The 20,354-nt window shown below is 67.6% G+C and carries 17 protein-coding genes; 7 read left to right on the plus strand and 10 right to left on the minus strand.

Annotated elements, in window-relative coordinates; genetic code table 11:
* The first annotated feature begins 94 nt into the window (after window positions 1–94).
* Window positions 95–1,585: a DUF1593 domain-containing protein gene (locus tag TZ00_RS03670; protein ID WP_044439449.1), complete on the plus strand. Its 1,491-nt coding sequence runs from the start codon at window positions 95–97 to the stop codon at window positions 1,583–1,585.
* Window positions 1,586–1,609: 24 nt separating this feature from the next.
* Here the strand turns inward: TZ00_RS03670 and TZ00_RS03675 are convergent, their stop codons facing one another.
* The 6 genes from TZ00_RS03675 to TZ00_RS03700 all read right to left on the minus strand — a co-directional run bounded on the left by TZ00_RS03675 (window position 1,610) and on the right by TZ00_RS03700 (window position 8,784).
* Window positions 1,610–2,863 (minus strand): MFS transporter, encoded by a 1,254-nt coding sequence (locus TZ00_RS03675; protein ID WP_052521250.1) that lies wholly within the window; start codon window positions 2,861–2,863, stop codon window positions 1,610–1,612.
* Between the two features lie 32 nt (window positions 2,864–2,895).
* A complete protein-coding gene (locus TZ00_RS03680) occupies window positions 2,896–3,528 on the minus strand; it encodes a cysteine hydrolase family protein (RefSeq protein ID WP_044439451.1) in 633 nt (210 codons plus the stop codon).
* A gap of 43 nt (window positions 3,529–3,571) precedes the next feature.
* Window positions 3,572–4,570 carry an ABC transporter permease gene (locus TZ00_RS03685; protein ID WP_044439453.1) on the minus strand — a complete coding sequence of 333 codons (999 nt, stop codon included), beginning with the start codon at window positions 4,568–4,570 and terminating at the stop codon, window positions 3,572–3,574.
* Between the two features lie 81 nt (window positions 4,571–4,651).
* On the minus strand, window positions 4,652–5,521 hold the full coding sequence (locus TZ00_RS03690; protein WP_202965818.1) for an ABC transporter permease: 870 nt from the start codon (window positions 5,519–5,521) through the stop codon (window positions 4,652–4,654).
* Window positions 5,518–7,167 carry an ATP-binding cassette domain-containing protein gene (locus TZ00_RS03695; protein WP_044439455.1) on the minus strand — a complete coding sequence of 550 codons (1,650 nt, stop codon included), beginning with the start codon at window positions 7,165–7,167 and terminating at the stop codon, window positions 5,518–5,520. Before TZ00_RS03695 ends, TZ00_RS03690 begins: the two co-directional genes overlap by 4 nt.
* Window positions 7,168–7,176: 9 nt before the next feature.
* The gene (locus TZ00_RS03700; RefSeq protein WP_044439457.1) at window positions 7,177–8,784 is read right to left on the minus strand and encodes an ABC transporter substrate-binding protein; all 1,608 of its coding nucleotides are present in this window, start codon (window positions 8,782–8,784) and stop codon (window positions 7,177–7,179) included.
* 186 nt (window positions 8,785–8,970) lie between these two features.
* On the opposite strand from TZ00_RS03700, the gene TZ00_RS03705 reads away from it, so the two are divergent.
* From TZ00_RS03705 to TZ00_RS03720, 4 genes are all read left to right on the plus strand, one after another.
* A complete protein-coding gene (locus tag TZ00_RS03705) occupies window positions 8,971–10,212 on the plus strand; it encodes a metal-dependent hydrolase family protein (protein ID WP_044439458.1) in 1,242 nt (413 codons plus the stop codon).
* Window positions 10,209–10,952, plus strand: coding sequence for a TetR/AcrR family transcriptional regulator (locus TZ00_RS03710; RefSeq protein ID WP_052521253.1), 744 nt, complete (start codon window positions 10,209–10,211; stop codon window positions 10,950–10,952). The genes TZ00_RS03705 and TZ00_RS03710 overlap by 4 nt, the downstream gene beginning before the upstream one ends.
* A gap of 104 nt (window positions 10,953–11,056) precedes the next feature.
* Complete coding sequence (locus tag TZ00_RS03715; RefSeq protein ID WP_052521254.1) at window positions 11,057–11,482, plus strand: DUF805 domain-containing protein; 426 nt, start codon at window positions 11,057–11,059, stop codon at window positions 11,480–11,482.
* Between the two features lie 144 nt (window positions 11,483–11,626).
* A complete protein-coding gene (locus tag TZ00_RS03720) occupies window positions 11,627–12,268 on the plus strand; it encodes a G5 domain-containing protein (RefSeq protein WP_238579570.1) in 642 nt (213 codons plus the stop codon).
* A 20-nt stretch (window positions 12,269–12,288) separates the two neighbouring features.
* Here the strand turns inward: TZ00_RS03720 and TZ00_RS03725 are convergent, their stop codons facing one another.
* Window positions 12,289–12,783: a nucleoside deaminase gene (locus TZ00_RS03725; protein WP_044439460.1), complete on the minus strand. Its 495-nt coding sequence runs from the start codon at window positions 12,781–12,783 to the stop codon at window positions 12,289–12,291.
* A gap of 55 nt (window positions 12,784–12,838) precedes the next feature.
* A complete protein-coding gene (locus TZ00_RS03730) occupies window positions 12,839–13,864 on the minus strand; it encodes an NADPH:quinone reductase (RefSeq protein WP_044439462.1) in 1,026 nt (341 codons plus the stop codon).
* 147 nt (window positions 13,865–14,011) lie between these two features.
* Here TZ00_RS03730 and TZ00_RS03735 point away from each other — a divergent pair, with 147 nt between their 5' ends.
* Window positions 14,012–15,544: a PucR family transcriptional regulator gene (locus TZ00_RS03735; RefSeq protein WP_044439464.1), complete on the plus strand. Its 1,533-nt coding sequence runs from the start codon at window positions 14,012–14,014 to the stop codon at window positions 15,542–15,544.
* Here TZ00_RS03735 and TZ00_RS03740 read toward each other — a convergent pair.
* Window positions 15,541–17,049, minus strand: a complete 1,509-nt coding sequence (locus tag TZ00_RS03740) for a CoA-acylating methylmalonate-semialdehyde dehydrogenase (protein ID WP_044439466.1) — start codon at window positions 17,047–17,049, stop codon at window positions 15,541–15,543. The genes TZ00_RS03735 and TZ00_RS03740 overlap by 4 nt on opposite strands.
* A 236-nt stretch (window positions 17,050–17,285) precedes the next feature.
* On the opposite strand from TZ00_RS03740, the gene TZ00_RS19595 reads away from it, so the two are divergent.
* Window positions 17,286–19,580, plus strand: coding sequence for an ATP-binding protein (locus TZ00_RS19595; protein WP_044439467.1), 2,295 nt, complete (start codon window positions 17,286–17,288; stop codon window positions 19,578–19,580).
* A gap of 21 nt (window positions 19,581–19,601) precedes the next feature.
* On the opposite strand, the gene TZ00_RS03750 is transcribed toward TZ00_RS19595, so the two are convergent.
* The gene (locus TZ00_RS03750; protein WP_044439469.1) at window positions 19,602–20,291 is read right to left on the minus strand and encodes a Crp/Fnr family transcriptional regulator; all 690 of its coding nucleotides are present in this window, start codon (window positions 20,289–20,291) and stop codon (window positions 19,602–19,604) included.
* Window positions 20,292–20,354: the final 63 nt, after the last annotated feature.

The raw sequence follows: 20,354 nt of genomic DNA on the forward strand, positions 1-20,354 counted from the left end.
GATACAAGTCTGCCCTGCCCGAGGCCAAATGGGAGGCGGAGTACCAAGACCACATCCGCTTGCCAAAAACCGAGCGCTCGCTAGGATTTGAGCCATGACCCTCAGCGTTGATGTCTCCTCCGTCGGCCCCGCCCGCGCCCGCACCATCGTAACGGCCGACCCGGAGCTCGACGACCTCAACTCGATGATCCGCTTTCTGCTCTACACGAACGAGCTCGACGTCGCGGGCCTCGTCTACGCCAGCAGCCGCTTCCACTGGTCGGGCGACGGAAAGACGCCGTTCTTCCTGCCCGACCGCGAGTACACCGAGCCGCAGCTGTCGTGGCGCTGGGCTCCCGGCGAACGGTTCATCGACGACGCGATCGACGCCTACGAGCAGGTGCACCCGAACCTCCTCGTTCATGACCCCCGGTACCCGAGCGCCGATGCCCTGCGAGCAGTCGTGCGCATGGGCAACGTCGAGTTCGAGGGAGACGTCTCCGAAGAGACTCCGGGCTCCCGGCTGATCGCCGAAACGCTGCTCGACGACGACGACCGACCCGTTCACCTGCAGGTGTGGGCCGGAACGAGCACCATCGCGCGCGCCCTGATGTCGATCGAAGAGCAGTTCGCCGATTCACCCGAGTGGCCCGAGATCCACGCCGCCGTCTCGCGCAAGGCCGTGATCACCAAGTTCGCGTCGCAAGACGGCACCTACGACAGCTATATCCGTCCGGTCTGGCCCGACATCCGGGTCACCGATGTGGCCACCATGGCCTGGGGCTATCTCGCACGCCGGGTCATCGAGCCGCCCGAGTTGCAGTATCTCGGGGCCGAATGGATGCGCGACCACGTCACATCCGTCGGGCCGCTCGGCGCGCTCTACCGCACCTGGGGCGACGGGCGCCAGATGGTGCCGGGCGACTTCACTGACTACTTTCACCTGAGCGGACTGAGCGCCGACGAGCTGCGAGAGCTCGGCTACGCCGTGTGGGTCGACCCGCAGCCGCTCGGCGAGTGGATCTCCGAGGGCGACACGACCAACATGCTCAACCTGCTGGTTCCCGGGCTGCGCGGCCACGAGCATCCGGGGCACGGCGGATGGGGCGGCCGGGCGCGACGCGTCGACGACGGCCCCGATATGTGGGAGACGCATGGCGCGAACGACACGCGCGCCGATGGCGCGGCGCCCAATGAAGCAGCATTTGATGAGTACTCAGTGACGAGGTGGTTCGCCGATGCCCAGAACGACTTCGCGGCGCGACTGCAGTGGAGCGTTCAGCCCACTTTCGGCGGGGCGAATCATGCTCCCGTCGTGACGGTCGAGCGGGTCGATCTGAACGTACGGGCAGGTGAGCAGCTCGAGCTGTCGGCGGTTGTCTCGGATCCCGATGGCGACGCCGTGGCGGTGCGATGGTGGCACTACCGAGAGGCGGGCAGCTACGACGGAGTTGTCGAGCTCTCGCGCGAAGGCTCAACGGCGACCGTCGTCGAGATTCCCGGCGATGCGGTCGCCGGGCAGACGATCCACGCGATCGTCGAGGCGGTCGACGGCGGGGTTCCAGCGCTGAAGGGGTACCAGCGGGTCATTCTGACCGTCGTGTAGCCCTGACCGTCGTGTAGCCGCAGGTCAGGCGGCGAGCTGCTTGCTTCGCACCACGAACGTCACCAGCACGAGCGAGAGTCCCATGATCGCCGCTCCCCAGTAGGCCACGCCGAGAATTGCGCCTCCGCCGATGATGGCTCCGCCGATGATCGCGCCTGCCGCTATGCCGAGGGCGATCACCGACGAGTTGAGGGCGACGACGAGCTGGCCGAAGCGTCCGGCGAGCTGAATGAGCATTCCCTGCAGAGGGGCGTTACCTGCCCAGGCAAGAAAGCCCCACGCGGCGAAGACGATGGCGGAGCCGAGAACGGTCGCCCCGGCGACGGGAAGCAGAACGAGTGCAACCGTGCACCCGAAGAAGCACAGCCACAGGGTGCGCGCCGCCCCCAGCCGGTCGGCCATGCGGCCACCGGCGATGTTGCCGAGAACGCCAGCGACTCCATATGAGAGCAGCAGTGCGCTGAGCGAGACGCCGTCGGCACCCGAGATGGCCGTCAACAGCGGCGACGCGTACGTCTGCACCGTGAAGGCCGCGATCGTCTCGACCATCGACACGAGAAGAACGAGCGCAACGAGCGGAGAGGGCAGACCGCGTCGCCCCGACGCAGCGGCCGGTGACCGGCTCGGGGTCGAGACAGAGGTACCTGCCGGCGCCACCGTCTCGACTCCGGGCGGACTCATGCTGACCGTTGCTGGCGCATCCACCGGCCCGAGCCGAGAACGATCGACCAGCAGCATCACGGCGAGAAAGGCGATCACCGCGAGACCCGCGGTCATGAGGTAGACGCCGCGGTAGCCGATCGCCGGGCCCAGGATGTTGCCGGCCGGCGCCGCGACGACGGTCGCGGTGGTCAGCCCGCCGAACACGGTGGCCAGTGCCTGCCCGCGCATGGCGGGGGCCGAGAGCTGTGACGCCAGCACGGTGGCCGTCGGGGTGAAGCCTCCCGCGGCGATCGCGCTGAGCGCGCGGATCACGGAGAGGGTCTCGTAGTCGGTGGCCAGCGCCGTTGCGACGCTTGCAGCGGCGAAGAGGGCGAGGGCTGTGAGCATCAGCGCCCGCCGCGGCAGTCGCTCTCCGAAGAGCGCGACGAGCGGAGTCGAGATGGCGTAGGCGATGCCATAGAAACTCACCAGCCGTCCGACATCGGCGAAGCCCACGTGGAGCTCCGTCGACATCGAAGGCAGGAGGCCTGTGACGACGTTGGAACCGAAGCCGATCGCGAACGTTCCGAGAGCCAGCGGCCAGAGTCGAGGGCGCCGCTCGCGAGCGTCAGTCATGCCATAAAACGATGCGGATGTGCGGGGTCACCTCAGCGAAGCAGCTCGTGCACGAGCGGAGCGGGCTCGGGCGTCTCGAGCGTGTCGAGCCAGCCGTTCACGTCGGCAGCCGTCACCAGCGAATCCCTCTGCAGATAGTGCATCGCCTGGAGGGCGTTGTCGTGCGCCTGCTGCGTCGACCCTCCGACGCAGTCTGTGAGCACGCGGAAACGGTAGTCGTGCTGGTGCGCGTCGACGGCGGTGTAGTGCACGCACACATCGGTCAGCCCGCCGATGAGCAGAAGGGTCTCGGCCTTGTACGCCTTCAGCACGATCTCGAGCTCGGTGCCGAAGAAGGCCGAGTAGCGCCGCTTCTTGATCAGAAACTCGCCCGGCTGGGGGTCGATGCCCGGGGCGAGTTCCGTCTCTTCCCACCCCTCGATGCAGTGCGGCCCTTCGGCGCCGTCGAGCTCACGGCCGATGTCGATGAGCGAGGGCTTGTGCACCTCCTGGATGAACACCACGGGAATGCCCTTTTCGCGGCTGTGGCGAATGATCTCCCGCACGCGGGGTGCCCGCTCCGTTCGTCCTCCCATGTAGGGGATCTCGGTGCGTGACTCCTCACGCGGAATCTCGCCGCCCTGAATGTCGACGACGATGAGGACGGTGTTTCCAACGATGTTCATTATTTCCTTTCGAAGCGGGCGATGCCCGTTGTGGTGCGGCTGATCAGCTGAGGACGAGGCGGCGGTCAGCAGCCACTTGCAGCAGATCGACGAGAGTGTTGAGCACGACGTAGACGACTCCGAGGAGCAGGGCGACGCCGGCTATGCCGGGAAAGTCGCTGGCCTGCACCGACTTGTCGAGATAGCTTCCGACCCCCGGCCACGAGACGATCTTCTCGACCACCACAAGGCCGCCGAGCAGGAGGCCGGCCTGGATGCCGATCATCGAGAGGGTGGCGCCGAGGGAATTGCGCACCGCGTGCCGCAGCATCACGAGCCCCTCTGGCATGCCCGCGGAGCGCGCGGTGCGAGCGTGATCGGAGACGAGATTGATCCGCAGCCCGTCGACCAGAACGCGGCCGATAGCGACGGCCGGCGAGATCGCCACGCACGCGGCGGGCAGGATGAGGTGCCAGATCGCATCCGTCGCCACGTCGACTCGACCGGCCAGCAGCCCGTCGAGAACGAACAGCCCCGTGGGGCCGGGCGAGGTCGACCCGAACGACGAGCGTCCGCCGGAGGGCAACAGACCCAACTGGCCGTAGAAGAAGAGAAGCCCGAGCATGGTGAGGAGGAAGGTGGGCGCGGAGGCGCCCGAGAGCAGCACGACGCGCACGATGCCCGCGCCCTTCCAGCGCGTCACGGTGAGAACCGCGAAGATCGAGCCCAGAACGAGCGCGAGGCCCAGCGACCACAGAGCGAGTTCGACCGTGGCGGGGAAGGCGGTGGAGAGGCCTTCGGCGACGGGCGTGCGGGTGCGGAGCGAGTTCTGGAGATCACCGTGCAACAGGCCGCCGAGGTAGTCGAAATAGCGCACGATCGCGGGCTGGTCGAGGCCGAGCTGCACGCGGGTGCGCTCCAGAGCCTCGGCCGACGCGTTCGCTCCCACATAGGCGCGCGCGGGATCGACGCCGCTGAGCTCTTGCAGACCGAACAGGGCCACGGTGAGGGCGAACAGCACGCCGAGCATCGACGCGATGCGACGAATGATGAACATGATCATGTCAGCGACAGTCCTTCGTGCTCGATGGGGTTCGGATGCTGTGGGCGGGCCCGGCGAGTGAGCCGGCCCGGTCGTTCTCGCTCAACGTCGGCTCAGCAGATCGCGCACGGCGTCGCCGGCGAGGTTCGCCAGAAGTGCGAGCACGAGAACTCCGAGCCCCGGGATGACGGGGATCCACCAGAACTGGAGCAGATACTCCATTCCCTGTGCGGCCATGGATCCGAGCTCCGGTGCGGGAGCGGGCGAGCCCAACCCGATGAATGACAGGCCCGACATGGCGACGACGAGACCGCCGACGTCGAGGCTCGCGGTCACGATGACCGTGCTGGTCACCCCGGGCAGAAGGTGCCGGCGAACCCGGCGAGACCACGGCACACCCGCCAGGATGGCAGCCTCGAGATGCGGGCGGGCCGCCCACGATCGCACCTCGCCTCGGATCAAGCGCGCATACATGGGCCACCAGACCACGGCCACGCCGATGAGCGCGCTCGAGAAGCTGGCGCCGAGAGCGGCGGCGACGGCCATGGCGATGACGATGCCGGGGAAGGCCAGAAACAGGTCGGTGAGTCTCATGAGGCCGTTGTCGACCCAGCCGCCGAGCGAGCCGGCGAGCACTCCGACGATTCCGCCGATGATGACGCCTGACGTGATCACGATCGCGGCAGAGGCGATGCTCGACCGCAGACCGAAGAGCATGCGCGAGAGAATGTCGTAGCCGACGCCGTCCGTGCCGAGCAGGTGGCCGGGGCTGCCCGGGGGCAGGAACGTCTCGCCGGCGCGGAGGATCGGGCTGTACGGAGCGAGCATCGGGGCCAACAGGGCGATGAGCACGAGCAGGGCCAGGCCGACGAGGCCGACCATGTCGACAGCCGTGGTGTGGCGTCGCAGCTCCGTCATTCTGGCCCACTTCTTCGAGCTTCGGGCCGTGCTGGGTGTCTCGATGGCGGTCACGCGCCGCCCTCCTCGTTGTGGGTGTCGGTCAGGCTTCGCGTCGGGCGCCTGAGCTCTGTTCCGGGGATCGCCGACAGCAGTGCACGGGTGTAGTCGTTCTGCGGGTCCGCGCAGACCGCCTCCGCATCACCGATCTCCACGATGCGTCCGCCGTTCATCACCGCGACTCGATCGGCGATGAGACGGGCTGCGGCCAGGTCGTGGGTCACGAAGAGCACAGACATGCCGAGCTCCCGGCGAAGGCGACCCAGAAGGTTGAGAACGGTAGCGGCGAGCGAGACATCGAGGGCGCTGGTCGGCTCGTCGCAGAGCAGAACCGTCGGCGGCACGATGACGGCCCGACCGATCGCGACGCGCTGCCGTTGTCCGCCCGAGAGGCTTGCGCCGCGCACGCGCGCGACCTCGGGGGAGAGCCCAACGCGCTCGAGCGTCTCCGCGATCTGGCGATCGATCTGGGGTCGCGTGATCCCAGGGACTGCCGCTCTGAGCCGCTCGCCGAGTAACTCGCCGACGGTGAGCCAGGGGGTCAACGAGCTGCCGGCATCCTGAAAGATCATCTGCGGCCCGACGTCACCGGCCACGGTGACGGAGCCCGACGTCGGCGAGTCGAGGCCGGCCACCAGCCGGAGCAGCGTGGACTTGCCGCATCCGCTTTCGCCCACCAGGGCGACCGACTCGCCCTGCGCGATCTCGAGCGACACCCCGCGAACGGCCTCGAGGTGCCTCCGCTTCCAGATCGGACCGCTGCTGAACGTGCGGTGCACGTCGACCACGGAGACGGCGGGGGTACCCATGACGACGGGAGGCCAGACCTCGGGAAGATGGTCGGCCGAACCTGCGCCGTGCGCACTCGACACGGGGCGATCACGGGGTGTGTCGAGATCGATCTTCGACGCGAGCAGCCCCTTCGTGTAGTCGTGCTGGGGCTGCCCGAGAACTGCTTCGACATCGCCCGATTCGACGATGCGCCCCTGGTACATCACCGCGATCCTGTCGCAGATCTGGGCGGCCACCCCGAGGTCGTGTGTCACGAAGACCACGCTGCAGCCCCTGGTCTCGCGCAGCTCGAGGAGCAGGTCGAGTATCTGAGCCTGCACCGTCACATCGAGGGCGGTCGTCGGTTCGTCGGCGATGATGAGCGAGGGGTTGCGTGCCAGCGAGAGAGCGATCATCACGCGCTGGCGAAGGCCGCCCGAGAGCTGATGGGGGAACGCCTCCAGACGCGTCTCCGGGTCGGCGATCCCCACGTCGGCCAGCAGCTTGACGATCTCACGCTTGTCGCTCGTGACCTCGCCGAGCTGCTTGCCGATCGTCATGGTGGGGTCGAGCGAGGTCATCGGATCTTGAAAGACGGCTCCGATGTGTTTCTTGCGCAGAAGTCGATCGTCGTTCGCGCTCGTTCCCACCATGTCTGTTCCGAGAACCCGGATGCGGCCGGTCACGATCGGCCTGGCCGATGCGGGCAGCAGGGCCATCAGACTCAGGCCGAGCACGCTCTTGCCCGATCCGGATTCACCGACGATGCCGAGGATCTCGCCGCGGCCCACCTGCAGGGAGACGCCGCGAACGGCTTCTACCTCGGTGGCGCCGCGGCGGAGAGTGACTCTGAGGTCATCGACGTCGACCACGGGAACTGGAGCGCTCATCGTGTGCCGTTACGCGTTTCCGAGGGCCGCGAAGTGCAGAACGTTGTACTCGAGCAGGTTGCGGGCGTCATCGATGCCCGTGAGGCCGGAGCGTGTGATCGTCGTCGTCTGCAGCGAGCCGATGGAGTACCAGTACTTCGAGTCGATGACCTTCTTCGCGATTGCTCCGTAGGGCTCGTTGTCGCTGGCGAGGAGCGCGGCATCGAGGTCGTCGGTGAGCCCTGGAACCTCGGCGGCCATCACGTCGAGGCCGCCCTTCGGCGTGTACAGGATGCGGGCCCAGGCGTCGACGTGGGCCGCGTCGGGGAAGACCGACATCACCACGATGTCGGGGGCCGCCGCGAGGTCGTCTGCCAGTCCGTAGATCGTGCCCGCGCCGTAGGAGATCGACTCCGCCGGCAGGCCCGCGCTCGACAGGTTGGCGCCGAGCTCGTCGGCGACGGCCTTTCCGTCAGGAGAGCTGCCCGCGTATCCGATGCGGATGGTCTTGCCGGCGGCGATGCCCGAGGCGGCGAGCGAGGCGAGGGCGTTCGGGTCGTACTCCACGCCCTGGCTGTCGAGCGATTCGTCGAGCATGCCGGCGGGGAACAGCTGCGTCGTCGGCACCTCGAGCTCGCCCATCGACGACTCGAGGATCGTCTTGGTGTCGATGGCCGAGAAGAGCGCGGCCCGATTCTCGGTTGTTGTGAAGATCGCCGACTGCGGATTCATAAAGACCGTCTGGGTCGTGAAGTTCGCGAAGGTCGACGCATCGAGATCGGCGTTCGAGGAGTAGTCCTCGAAGCTCGTCTTGTTGACGTCACCGAGTACCGCGTCGATCTCGCCCCGCTCGAGCTGGAGCTGAACGGCGGATGCGTTCTCAGACAGTGTGAGGTCGACGGTCGTGAACTCAGGCTTGTCACCCCAGTACTTGTCGTAGGCGGTGAGCTGGTACGACTGGCCCGTCGTAACGGAGCCCAGTTCGTACGGCCCTGTGCCGGCATCGGCGTCGGTGAGGTAGGTCTGCGCGAAGTCGTCGCCGGCCTGCTCGGACAGAACCGTGGGGCTGATCATCTTCACACCGAAGGGCGAGGCGAGGTAGTCGAGAAAGGCCGAGTTGGGTGCGGCCAGGGTGACCTCGACGGTGTAGTCGTCGATCGCGGTGACGCCCGTGACGTCGCCGACCATGTAGGCGGGTCCGGCATCCACCGACGTGCGACGAGCGAAGGATGCGATGACCGCGTCGGCCGTGAAGTCGGTGCCGTCGTGGAAAGTCACGCCCTTGCGCAGATCGAATGTGTACGTGAGCGAGTCGTCCGAGACCGTCCAGTCGGTGGCGAGTTTCGGAACGATCGTGGCCGTCGTCGATCCGTCTTCGTAGGCGACGAGACCCTCGTAGGTGTTCTGGATGATGTTGAGGCCGGGGCCGTCGTAGTTGACGTCGGGGTCGGGCGGCGTGGAGTAGGCGCCGAGAAGAACGACCTTGAAGGTGTCGCCGGAGGCGAACGCGTCGCCGCCTGTGCTCGGCGCGCACGCCGTCAACGCCAGGGCGGATGCGGCGACGAGGGCCGCGGCGGTGAGCACTCGTGTGCGTAGTCTGGTCGGGCGGGCGCGGCGCGGGGTGGGGCTCTGGATCATCGTGGGTACGGACCTCTCGGGAGCGGACGTGTCGGCGCCGAATGAGGTGCCGTTGCGAATATCTATCGCTGACAAAAACTAACGCGCGGGTATTTCGCGCCCGTTGCCCCGTGTTACGCGAGTGTAAAATCTATCGTTGACAGGTATTTGCTACATTGGACATGTCCCGCTACGAAAGTCGAGTCCATGTCTGCACTCCTCCTCTCTCATGCACGATTGATCGACGGCCTCGGCGGAGCGCCCCGCGATGCGTGCGACGTTCTGGTAGACGACGGAGTGATCGCGGCCATCGCACCCACCGGCCGCCTTTCGCTGCCCGACGTGACGGACCGCATCCGGAGCATCGACGCCCGCGGGCTGACGCTGATGCCCGGCTTCTTCGACTGCCACATTCACGCCAGCACTGATCCCGATCAGAGTGCTCTCGAGGCGATCACCGAGGTCGAGAGCGCGAAGACACTGCGCGCGGTTCCGAACCTTCGCGCAACGCTGCTCGCGGGAGTCACGACCGCGCGCGACCTGGCCGGCGCCGACTCGGGTTTTCGGGATTCGATCGACCGGGGCGTCATCGACGGTCCGAGACTTCTGGTCGCTCTGCGCATCCTGAGCATTACGGGCGGTCATGGCGACCCGCGTGCCATCAACGGACTGGCTCTCGACTCCGGCCCCGGCGCAGGGGCCATCGCCGATTCACCAGACGGATTCGTGCGGATCACGAGGGAGGCCATTCGAGAGGGGGCCGACTGGATCAAGATCGCCGCGACGGGTGGCATGGGCAGTCCGCGCAGCCATCCCGAGGGTGGCGGGCTGAGTGAGGCCGAGATGCGCGCCGTCGTCGATGAGGCGAACAGGCACGGGATCGCGGGCGTTGCGGCTCATGCCATCGGAGCCGACGGTATCGCCGCCGCGGTGAGAGCAGGCGTGCGCAGCATCGAGCACGGCTACCTCATCGAGGACGCCACGATCGAGATGATGATCGAGCGGGGCACGGTTCTGGTTCCGACGCTCTCGACGCTCACACGTGAGGTGTCGTCGAATGCCGCGCCCTGGGTGCGTGCCAAGCGCCAGAAAACCATCGAGAGGGCGGGCGAACGGCTGCGGGCCGCGATCTCCGCCGGCGTGACTGTGGCGCTGGGAACCGACGCCGGCATCGTCACGCACGGCGGCAACCTGCGCGAACTCGGGCTCCTCGTGGACTTCGGCCTCACGCCCATGCAGGCGATTCTCGCCGGAACAGCGAACGCGGCCCGGCTCAATCGCCTCGACGATGAAGTGGGCACCATCGAGGTGGGCAAGCGCGCCGACCTCGTGGCGACGAGCGTCGATCCCCTCCTCGACATCCACGCGCTCGCGCGGCCGCGCGCGATGTCGGTGATAGTGCAAGCTGGAAATCTGATCACACAACCCACGGAGGCGTTCCCGCGATGACTGCTGACGCACACGCTCCCTTGCCCAGCGATGGCCGGCCCGCCGTGCGCCGCCGGCCAGGACGCCCGCGTTCCGCGCCTCAGGCTGAGCCGGACACGAACACGCGAGACGAGATTCTCGATGTGGCCGCGCGCCTGTTCGCGAAGCAGGGCTACGAGGGCACCACCACCCGGCAGATCGCCCAGGTCGTCGGCATCAAACAGGCCTCGCTCTACTATCACTTCGCCGACAAGAGCAGCATCGTGGTGGCGCTGCTCGATGGAACAGTGTCGCCATCGGTCAGCTTCTCTGAGTGGCTCAGGGCGGTAGCGGCGGAGCCCGAGACGAAGCTGTATGCGCTGGCCGCCTACGATCTCGACGTCATCTTGAACGATCCGTGGAGCATGCACGTGCTCTCTCGGATTCCCGATGTTGCGGCGAAAGAGGAGGAGAGCGGCCGACCCGAACTCACCACTCTTCAGGGTCGCTACCTCGAACTCGCGCGCAGCTGTGCCGAGGCCCGTGCCATCGACGGCGAGTCGCTTTCGGTGCCCGAAACAGACTTTTCCCTGGTGTTCGGTCTCGTCGAGAGCATCGTCGCGCAGCGATACTGGGGCGGTCTCGAGACGCGTGCTCAATATGCCGCGACGGTGCCCCGCGGCTGCCTGCGTTTGCTCGGAGTGCCAGAGGCCGCGATCGGGGTTGCTGCCGATCAGGCTGCGCGACTCATCGCCGACTACCCGGGGGCACAGGCGCGCTGACCGGCGCTCGTCTGCAGGAAGAACCGTGCCGGGAGGCGGTTTTCGCGCGCGATGAGCCGGTTCTTCCTGAATTGCAGCAACGCGGCTTCGGTAAGGTGCAAGTCATGAGCTTCACGACCACACCGCCGCGCATGTCTTTCGGCGCCGCCATCAGCACCGGCTTTCGCAAGTACGCAGATTTCGCCGGGCGGGCCGGTGTCGCCGAATTCTGGTGGTTCATTCTCTTCATCGTGCTGGTGAATGCCAGCGCCCAGGTTCTTGACGGCATGCTGCCGGTGCCCGTGCACTCGCTCGGGTGGACGCATTGGCGCGGCTACGGCTCGAGCGACGGCCCACTCACCACCCTGTGGGCACTCGGAACGCTCGTTCCGGTTCTGGCCGTGGCAGTGCGCCGCCTGCGCGACGGCGGCAATCGATGGACCCAGCTCTTCTGGCTCCTCCTGCCGATCGTCGGACTCATTCTCACGGCCATTCGCATGTGCGACCCGTCGAAGCCTGAGGTGTCGAATCAGGATGCGCCGGTCATCTGAACGGTAGGCCGCACGGCGTCGCCCGTTGCGCAATGCCCCGGACGGGGGACTGTTACATACCGTCACGACTTCGCTAGCCTCGGTCAACACCCCGGATCGGCATCGCATCGACGCGGATGACCGGCGTGCATCAGGGGGATTGCTGTGGCGCATTCGCGTGTTCGAACGATTGTTTTCTGTCTTGCGCTCACGGCAACCGTTTTTACGACGGTGTCGTGCGCATCCGGAACGCCCGCGAGAGGTGCAGCCGAGCCCGCGGGATTCGCGGCGAAGTCGAGCGCGAGCGCCACGCCGACCGTGACCCCAACGCCGAAGCCCGTCGTTGTCGTCAAGAACGTCGATGTGGCGGAGCCCATCCCGTTCGGCGCAGTGTCGATCGACGACGGCAATCTCGACGTCGGTCAGAGCGTGATCTCGACGAACGGGGTGAACGGCACGAAGGTCACCACCTGGGCCGTGACGACTGTCGACGGCGTGGAGACGGGCCGCACCGCGGTGTCGAGCGTGACGAGTGTCGCCCCTGTCGATCAGGTGACGTCGGTGGGCACGCGGGTGCCGCCGCCGGCGCCCGAGCCTGCTCCCGAACCGGCTCCCGTCGCCGACAGTGGTGGCGGTGGTGGCTGCGACCCGAACTACTCGGGGCCGTGCGTTCCGATCGCCTCTGACGTGGACTGCGCGGGTGGCTCGGGCAACGGGCCCGCGTACGTTGCGGGGCCGGTGTACGTGGTCGGCTCCGACATCTACGACCTCGACAGAGACGGCGACGGGGTCGCCTGCGACAAGTAGGGCCCGTCGGCTGGCGTGCGTCAGCGCCAGAAGCCTCGGTGGGGCTCGGCGGCCTGCTCTTCGAGGGCGGGCCCGGCGACCACCACAGCGCGCTGACCGCGGGCCAGCACTTCTCTGCTCGGCAGGTCGAGGGTCGGATTCTCGGGGTCGTCTCCGGTGAGTGGGATGAGCTCTTGCTCGGGCAGCGCGTAGACCATGCGCCCGATTCCGGCCCAGTAGATCGCGCCGGAACACATGGCGCAGGGCTCGCAGCTCGTGTAGAGCGTGAAGCCGCGCAGCTGCTCGAGCGAGTACTGCTTCGTGGCGAGCCGCACGAGATTGGTCTCGGCGTGCCCCGTGGCATCGGAGTGCGTGACGACCGTGTTCTCGGCGGCCAGTACCTCGGCACCGTGTTCGTCGACGAGCACGGCTCCGAACGGGTGATTTCCGTGCTGCTTCGCCTCGATCGAGACAAAGATCGCGCGGCGCAGGTGCGAGAGGTCGGAGTCGGAGACGGTGGTCGAGAAGGTCGGCATGAGATCAATGTATGGGATGTGATCTCTGTACGCGGAACGAACCGACTATCGAGACCTACTCCGCGACGTCGATGAGCACCTTGCCGACGACTCCCGACTCCACCGCGTCGTGTGCAGCGGCGGTCTCGGCCAGCGCGAAGCGCGTAATCGGCAGCCCCGTCTCTTCTCGGGCACCCAGCACACCCGCGGCCAACGCCTCGGAGACCGAGGCAATCGCATCCTGTTTCTCGTCGTCGCTCACCGTGTAGGTGAGCAGAAATCGCAGGCGCACATTGCGGCCCATGGCCGGGCCGATCGGCAGCGACACCCGGTCGTCGCCGTCGGAGGCGTAGCTCACGATGGTTCCGCCGCGCGTGATGACCTTCTCGTCGAGTTCGGCGTTGGCCTGAAGGTTCACCTCGACGATCGTGTCGACGCCCTTCGGCGCGAGCTTCTTGACGGCCGCCGCCACGTCGTCGGTCGTGTAGTTGAGAATGTGCTCTGCTCCGGCCCGGCGGGCGAGCTCGGCCTTCTCGTCGGAGGAGACGGTGGTGATGACCGTCGCGCCCGCCCAGGTGGCGAGCTGGATGGCGGCGTGGCCCACCGCGCCCGCTCCGCCCGAGACCAGGATGACGCGCCCCTCGAGCGAACCCGGCGACAGGCGGCCGGGCAGCTTCTCGTTGGCGGCGAGCGCCAGTGCCGCTGTGAGGGCCGGGATGCCGAGGCTCGCGCCGTCGTCGAACGTCGCGTTCTCGGGCAGCGCGACAGCGTGCGTCGCCGGCAGGGTCACGAACTCCTGGGCGGTGCCGATGCTCGTGCCGAAGGCCACATCCCACAGCCAGACACGGTCGCCCACCGAGAACTGCGTCACTCCCTCGCCGACCGCGTCGACGACGCCCGCGCCGTCCTGGTTCGGAACCTTCGGCTCGTCGAAGTCGCCGCTGCGTGCGCCCGCGCCCGCGCGGGACTTCCAGTCGGTGGGGTTCACGCCGGAGACGACGACTCGCACGCGCACCTCGCCGGCGCCCGGCTCGGTCTTCTCTCGTTCCGTAAGAGCGAGAACGCTCGAATCTCCGGTGCGGTCATAGGTGATTGCGCGCATGGTGTGCCTCTTTCTGTCGTAACGTCGCCACTGCGCAGGAAAAACTGGGGTGGCATCGACGAAAACCGCTCAGCTGCGACGTTATTCCTGAAAACGGGCGAGCAGTAGTCCCCTGCTGGTCGCAGCGACCACCGGTACTCTCGAGAAATGCCCACCTCGCTCCGCACTCTGCTCGCGGACGAACGCTTTCATCTGCGCCTGCTCGCGGGCTCGAGGCTCGCCCAGCTCGACGCGCCGATCTCCTGGGTGCACAGCTCCGACTTCCCCGATCCCACGCCCTGGCTCGAGGCGGGGCAGGTGCTGCTGACCGACGGCGACCAGATGCGCCCCGGCACGGCGGAGGCCGACATCGACGCCTATGTGGCCCGACTCTGTGATCGGGGGATCCTCGGCCTCGGATTCGCAACGGGCATCATTCACGACGACGTGCCCGCCGCCCTGGTGCGGTCGTGCGAGGCCCGCGGTATCCCTCTCTTCGACGTCGCCGACCGCACCCCGTTCATCGCCATCATCCGCGCCGTAGCCGACGTGATCGCCCTCGATCAGCGGGAGCGGCTCGAGTGGTCGCTCGACGCACAGCGCTCAATAGCGCTCGCGGCCCTGCGGCCTGACGGGCTCGACGCCATCCTCGCCGAGCTCGAGCGTCGACTCGGCTGCTGGGTCGTGCTGTTCGACAGCCTGGGCGACGAGGCGCGCTCGTCGCCCGACAGGCGCATGCCGGCGTCGCTGCAGCAGCGGGTTCAGGATGCGGTGGGCCAGGTTCTCGCCAAAGGATCGCGGGCGGGCGCCCGGCTGAGCGCCGCCGACGGCAGCGTGATTCTGCAGACGCTGGGAACGGGTGGCAGCCTGCGCGGGGTACTTGCTCTCGGAACGCCGGCACCGCTCGATGGAGCGGGCACCGACCTGGTGACGAGTGTGATCGCGTTGGCCTCGATCGCGCTCGAACAGAGCCGCGCGCTCGAAGGAGCTCGACGCGATCTGCGCAGCGGGCTCTTCGAGCTGCTCCTCGAGGGCAACGTGGCCGTGGCTCAGCGAACGGCCGAGCGACTGTGGGGAGAGCTGCCGGCTGAACCGCTGACCATCACGATCGCGGCGGCTGCCGACGTTCCCGAGTCTCTGCTCACGGAGTTGGAACTGATGGCCGAGCGGCGACGCGGGGCGGTCTTCTTCGCCGAGCGCGATGACGACGTCGTGCTCGTGTCTGCTGCGGGCGAAGGGGTGCTGCCCGCGCAGCTCGAACGCCGCTCGATCCGCTCGGGAACCTCCGGGCCGATCGGCTGGACGCAGCTGGGCCGCGGACTCGTCGAGGCCCGACGAGCGCTCGCCTCGACCACGCAGGAGCGCCCGAGCGTATCGTTCGTCGAGCTCGCGGGCAGCGGTGTTCTGGGCTTCCTCGCCCAGGCCGGGGCCGGGGATGTCGCGGCGCGCGTGCTCGAGCCGCTCACGGCATCCGGTCGGCCCGATGTCGAGCTGCTGCTCACGAGCGCGGCGACCTGGCTGAACGCGAACGGTGCGTGGGATCCGGCGGCCAAGGCTCTGGGTGTGCATCGGCACACACTGAGGGCGCGACTGGCAATCGTGCAGCAGCTGCTCGGGCTAGACCTCGACCGCTTCGCAGACAGGGCGGAGTTGTGGGCCGCGCTCACCTTCGCCGACGTGCGAGCGCAGCCAGAACCTTAGTTCTGCGGGAACCCCAGGTTGATTCCGCCGTGCGACGGGTCGAGCCAGCGACTGGTGACGGCCTTCTCGCGGGTGAAGAAGTCGAAGCCGTGCACTCCGTAGGCCTTGTTCGAACCGAAGATCGAGTCTTTGAATCCGCCGAACGAGTAGTACGCCACGGGAACGGGAATCGGCACGTTGATGCCGATCATGCCCACCTCGATCTCGTTCTGGAACCGACGAGCGGCGCCTCCGTCGTTCGTGAAGATCGCCGTGCCGTTGCCGAATGCGCCGTTGTTGATCAGCGCGACGCCCTCTTCGTACGACGACACACGCACCACAGACAGCACCGGGCCGAAGATCTCCTCGGTGTAGGCGCGGGATGTCACGGGCACGTTGTCGAGGAGCGTCGGGCCGAGCCAAAACCCCTCGGCAGCGCCGTCGACCTCGATGCCGCGACCGTCGACGACGACGGTCGCGCCGTCGGTGGCCGCGATGTCGATGTAGCCGGCGACCTTGTCGCGGTGCGCTTCGGTGACGAGTGGACCCATGTCACAGTTGCGGCGGCCGTCGCCCGTTTTCAAGCCCTTCATGCGCTGCGTGATCTTCTCGATCAGCTCGTCGGCCACGGGCTCGACCGCCACGACAACGGAGATGGCCATGCAGCGCTCTCCGGCCGAGCCGAAGCCTGCGTTGATCGCCGCGTCGGCCGTGAGGTCGAGGTCGGCGTCGGGCAGCACCAACATGTGGTTCTTCGCGCCGCCGAGGGCCTGAACGCGCTTGCCGTTCTTCGCGGCCGTCTCGTAGATGTACTGCGCGATCGGGGTCGATCCCACGAACGAGATGCTCTTCACGTCGGGGTGCTCGAGCAGCCCGTCGACCGCGACCTTGTCTCCGTGCAGCACGTTGATAACGCCGTCGGGCAGGCCGGCCTCGGTGAAGAGAGCCGCGAGCCAGTTCGCCGCCGAGGGGTCTTTCTCGCTCGGCTTCAGCACCACCGAGTTGCCGGCCGCGATCGCGATCGGAAAGAACCACATCGGCACCATCGCCGGAAAGTTGAAGGGGCTGATCACGCCGACGACACCGAGCGGCTGACGCAGTGAGTACACGTCGACGCCGGTAGAGACGTTCTCGGAGTACTCGCCCTTGATCAGGTGCGGAAACCCGGTCGCGAGCTCGACGACCTCGAGGCCGCGGGTGATCTCGCCCATCGCGTCGGAGAGCACCTTGCCGTGCTCGGAGGTGAGGATCTCGGCCAGCTCGGCCTTGCGAGAGGCCAGCAGCTCGCGGAACGTGAACAGAACCTGCTGCCGCTTCGTGATCGACGTGTCGCGCCAGCCCGGGAAGGCGGCCTTGGCGCTCGCCACGGCCGCGTCGATCTCGGCCTGATCGGCCAGGGCGACCTGCTTGGTCGCGATGCCGAGGGCCGGGTCGTACACGGGCGCGGTGCGACCGGATGCCGACACATACTCGGCGCCGTCGACCCAGTGCTGCACAATGGGCTGCTTCTCGGTGGTGTCGGTCATGGATCTGCTCCTCACGTCGAAAGAGGGCCGCGGCCGTAGCCGCCCCTGGAGTCACGCTACCGCTGAATCCGGCACGACCGCTGCGAAAATCTGTCTATAAAGTCGCGTGCGTCCTGACAGATTGTCGGGAGTCAGTCAGGTTGTTTGCCGCATTCCCGGGGGCGCTGACCCCCGTCAGGCACGGAGCAGCAACGAGGTGTAATCTCTGCGACTGGTGCGTGCCTAAAATGAGGGGCATGTGGTCAGAAGCCGAATCGGGGAACGTCGGCCCCTCGGTGAGCACTGGCCCGTCTGCGAGCCAGGGCCGCGGCCTCTCCTCGGCATCCGGGGCACGAATCTGCGCATCGTGCGCCACACCATCGACCGACGCCGCGAATTTCTGCTCCCAGTGCGGGGCAGCGCTGCCCGGTGTATCTGAACCCCAACGGGCCGAACGGCGCTACACCAGCATTCTGTTCGCCGACCTCGTGGGCTTCACCGAGCTTGCCGAGCGCACCGATGCCGAAGACATGCGCGAGCTGCTGTCGGGCTACTTCGCTCTCTGTCGCAGCACCATCGAGTCGCTCGGAGGGGTCGTCGAGAAGTTCATCGGCGACGCCGTGATGGCGGTCTGGGGTGCCACCCGCACCCGTGAAGACGACGCCGAACGCGCCGTTCGGGCGGCTCTTGAGCTGACGAAGGTGGTGGGCGACTACGGGCGGGCATCCGCTCTGGGGGCGTTCGCCGTGCGCGTGGGCGTCGTGACCGATGAGGTCGCTGTCGTGCTCGGAGCCGCCGGCGAGGGAATGGTCACCGGAGCCGCCGTCAACCTGGCCGCGCGCCTGCAAGCGGCAGCGGCGCCTGCAACGGTGCTCACGGATGCTCACACGCGTACGCTCACTGTCGACCGCATCGACTTCGGGCGAGAGACGCGCATCGACCTCAAGGGCATCGCCGACGAGGTTTCGGCCTACCCCGCGCTGCGCGTTATCTCCGAGACGGGGTCGGGCGCTGCTCCTGCGGCCGAGATTCTCACAAACCTCGTCGGCCGCGATGCCGAGCGTGATGTGCTCATCGAATCGTTCGACCGGGTGGTGGCCACGGGCAGGCCGCACCTTGCGGTGGTCTCGGGCAGCGCCGGTGTCGGCAAGAGCCGTCTGGTGCTCGAGCTGCGCGACCACCTCGACCACGTGCCGATGGCCATCATGTGGCACTCGGCACGCTGTCTCTCATACGGCGACGGCGTCGCGTACTCGGCGCTCTCGTCGGCCGTGCGTTCGCGCATCGGAGCCGTCGAAGGCGAGAGCGAGACTGTGGCCCTCGGCAGGCTGCGCACCAAGCTCGTGAGCTGGACCTCGGCGGGCGATGCGCAGACGGCAGACCTCGACTGGATGTGCGAGCGCATCGCCCCGCTGCTGGGCGCCGACGTGGCGGGCGCTCCTCTGCTGAATTCCAGCTCCGCCGGGTACGGGCGCCACGAGTTCTTCGCCGCGTGGTCGCTCTGGTTTGAGCGGATGTCCGCCGGCGAGAACGCTCCTGTCGTCTGGGTGATCGAAGACGCGCACTGGGCCGATGACAGCCTGCTCGACTTCGTTCAGCATCTGCAGCGCACGAATCCGGCCCCCATTCTCATCGTGATCGTCACCCGCCCCGAACTGCTCGTGCGCCGTCCAGACCTCGGAGCGGGCGATGGCGCCACGCAGCTCGAGCTCGGCCCGCTCGACGAGGAGTCGATCGTGGCGCTCATCGCGGGCCTCGCGCCCGAGCTGCCCCGCGACATCCTGCGTCTTCTGTCGGCGCGGGTCGGCGGGGTGCCGCTGTACGCGAGAGAGCTTCTGCGCAGTCTCGTCGACGATGGCCTGCTGCAGGACACCGCCGACGGACTGAGACTGGCTCCCGGGGTGAGCGCCGGCACACTCGCCATGGCGGAGCCGCCCGCCAGCCTGAGAGTGCTCATCGCGTCGCGCCTCGACTCGCTCGAGTCGGGCCCGCGGCTCGTGGCCCAGCTGGCCTCGGTGCTCGGCTTCTCGTTCTCGATGTCCGCCCTGGCGGCCGTGTCGAGGCGGTCGGCGCGAGAGCTTGCCGGCGATGTCTCCACGCTCGAGACCCGCGGCATCCTGATCTCGATCACCGACCCGCTGTCATCGGAGCGCGGCCAGTACGTGTTCAGCCACCCGCTCATTCGGCAGGTCGCCTACGAGATGCAGTCGCGCAGGTCGCGCAGCGAGCGGCACCTCGCCACGGTCGACTTTCTCGAGTCCTCGCCCGACGAGGGTTCGCGGTCTGCGGCGGTCATCGCCCAGCACCTCGTCGACGCGCTGCACTTGCAGACCGCGCCCTCGGCATCCACCGAGTCGGCGGCTCGACGTGCCGTTCACTGGCTGCTGGCCGCTGCCGATTCTGCCCGCCGACTCGGAGCTGCGACGGCGGCTCGTCGTCTGTACGAGCAGGCCATCGACATGTGGCCGCTGGCGAATCCGGCCGGCCGCGACGCCGACGGGCGAACCGTGCGCGACCTCGAGGAGCTCGCGCGCGAGGTGACCACGTCGTAGGCCGCAAGCTGACGCGCGCGGCTACGGGCCTACGTAGCTCTTCAGCGCCGCCACATCGGTGAGCGTCACGCGCCGGCCGTCGACGGTGATGCGTCCGTCGCGGGTGAGGGTGCGCAGCGCAGTGTTGAGCGACTGGCGCGCGACCCCGAGCTGAGCGGCGATGCCGGCCTGGCTCATCGGCAGCTCGACGCTGACCTGGTTCGCGTCGTGGCGCCACTCCGGAATATAGGTCAGCAGCAGCTTCGCTAGTCGCCTCGGCAGGTCGAGGAACACGAGGTCGCTCTGGGTTCCGGTGAGTCGCCGCACGATCGAGGCGAGCTCTTCGACCACCGACATCAGGGCCTCGGGCGAACTGGTCAACAGATTCCGGATGCGATCGGCTGGCACCGCGATCACCTCGGCCTCGTCGATCGACTCGGCCGTCGCCGAGCGCGCGAGGCCATCCATCACCGAGAGATCTCCGATCGTTCCTCCGCCCTCGACGACGGAGAGGCCGAGCTCGTTTCCCTCGGGCGAGCGCCGCGCGATGCGGATGCGCCCCGAGCGCACGATATAGAAATGTGCGCTGGCCGTGCCTTCTTCGAACAGCAGTTCACCGCGGCTGAGCGCCACCACGAAGCTGTGTGCGGCGAGGTCTTCAAGTTGCTCGTCGGTGAACGGCGCCATCAACGATGCGCCGCGCAGGTCGTAGATCGTTACTGCGGAGGCCATTCCGGCAGGCTACCAGCGCGGCGAGGCGCATCCGCGCCCGTCCGGCGCATCCGCCATTGGCCG

The sequence above is a fragment of the Agreia bicolorata genome (genome assembly GCF_000938265.1).
GTDB lineage: Bacteria > Actinomycetota > Actinomycetes > Actinomycetales > Microbacteriaceae > Agreia > Agreia bicolorata.

Bases quoted from the DNA above. Each gene is read 5' to 3' on its own strand.
- TZ00_RS19595 (WP_044439467.1), top strand. From the start codon at position 17,286: ATGTGGTCAGAAGCCGAATCGGGGAACGTCGGCCCCTCGGTGAGCACT.
- TZ00_RS03740 (WP_044439466.1), bottom strand. From the start codon at position 17,049: ATGACCGACACCACCGAGAAGCAGCCCATTGTGCAGCACTGGGTCGAC.
- TZ00_RS03705 (WP_044439458.1), top strand. From the start codon at position 8,971: ATGTCTGCACTCCTCCTCTCTCATGCACGATTGATCGACGGCCTCGGC.
- TZ00_RS03710 (WP_052521253.1), top strand. From the start codon at position 10,209: ATGACTGCTGACGCACACGCTCCCTTGCCCAGCGATGGCCGGCCCGCC.
- TZ00_RS03725 (WP_044439460.1), bottom strand. From the start codon at position 12,783: ATGCCGACCTTCTCGACCACCGTCTCCGACTCCGACCTCTCGCACCTG.
- TZ00_RS03715 (WP_052521254.1), top strand. From the start codon at position 11,057: ATGAGCTTCACGACCACACCGCCGCGCATGTCTTTCGGCGCCGCCATC.
- TZ00_RS03735 (WP_044439464.1), top strand. From the start codon at position 14,012: ATGCCCACCTCGCTCCGCACTCTGCTCGCGGACGAACGCTTTCATCTG.
- TZ00_RS03695 (WP_044439455.1), bottom strand. From the start codon at position 7,167: ATGAGCGCTCCAGTTCCCGTGGTCGACGTCGATGACCTCAGAGTCACT.
- TZ00_RS03730 (WP_044439462.1), bottom strand. From the start codon at position 13,864: ATGCGCGCAATCACCTATGACCGCACCGGAGATTCGAGCGTTCTCGCT.
- TZ00_RS03675 (WP_052521250.1), bottom strand. From the start codon at position 2,863: ATGACTGACGCTCGCGAGCGGCGCCCTCGACTCTGGCCGCTGGCTCTC.
- TZ00_RS03750 (WP_044439469.1), bottom strand. From the start codon at position 20,291: ATGGCCTCCGCAGTAACGATCTACGACCTGCGCGGCGCATCGTTGATG.
- TZ00_RS03680 (WP_044439451.1), bottom strand. From the start codon at position 3,528: ATGAACATCGTTGGAAACACCGTCCTCATCGTCGTCGACATTCAGGGC.
- TZ00_RS03670 (WP_044439449.1), top strand. From the start codon at position 95: ATGACCCTCAGCGTTGATGTCTCCTCCGTCGGCCCCGCCCGCGCCCGC.
- TZ00_RS03700 (WP_044439457.1), bottom strand. From the start codon at position 8,784: ATGATCCAGAGCCCCACCCCGCGCCGCGCCCGCCCGACCAGACTACGC.
- TZ00_RS03685 (WP_044439453.1), bottom strand. From the start codon at position 4,570: ATGATCATGTTCATCATTCGTCGCATCGCGTCGATGCTCGGCGTGCTG.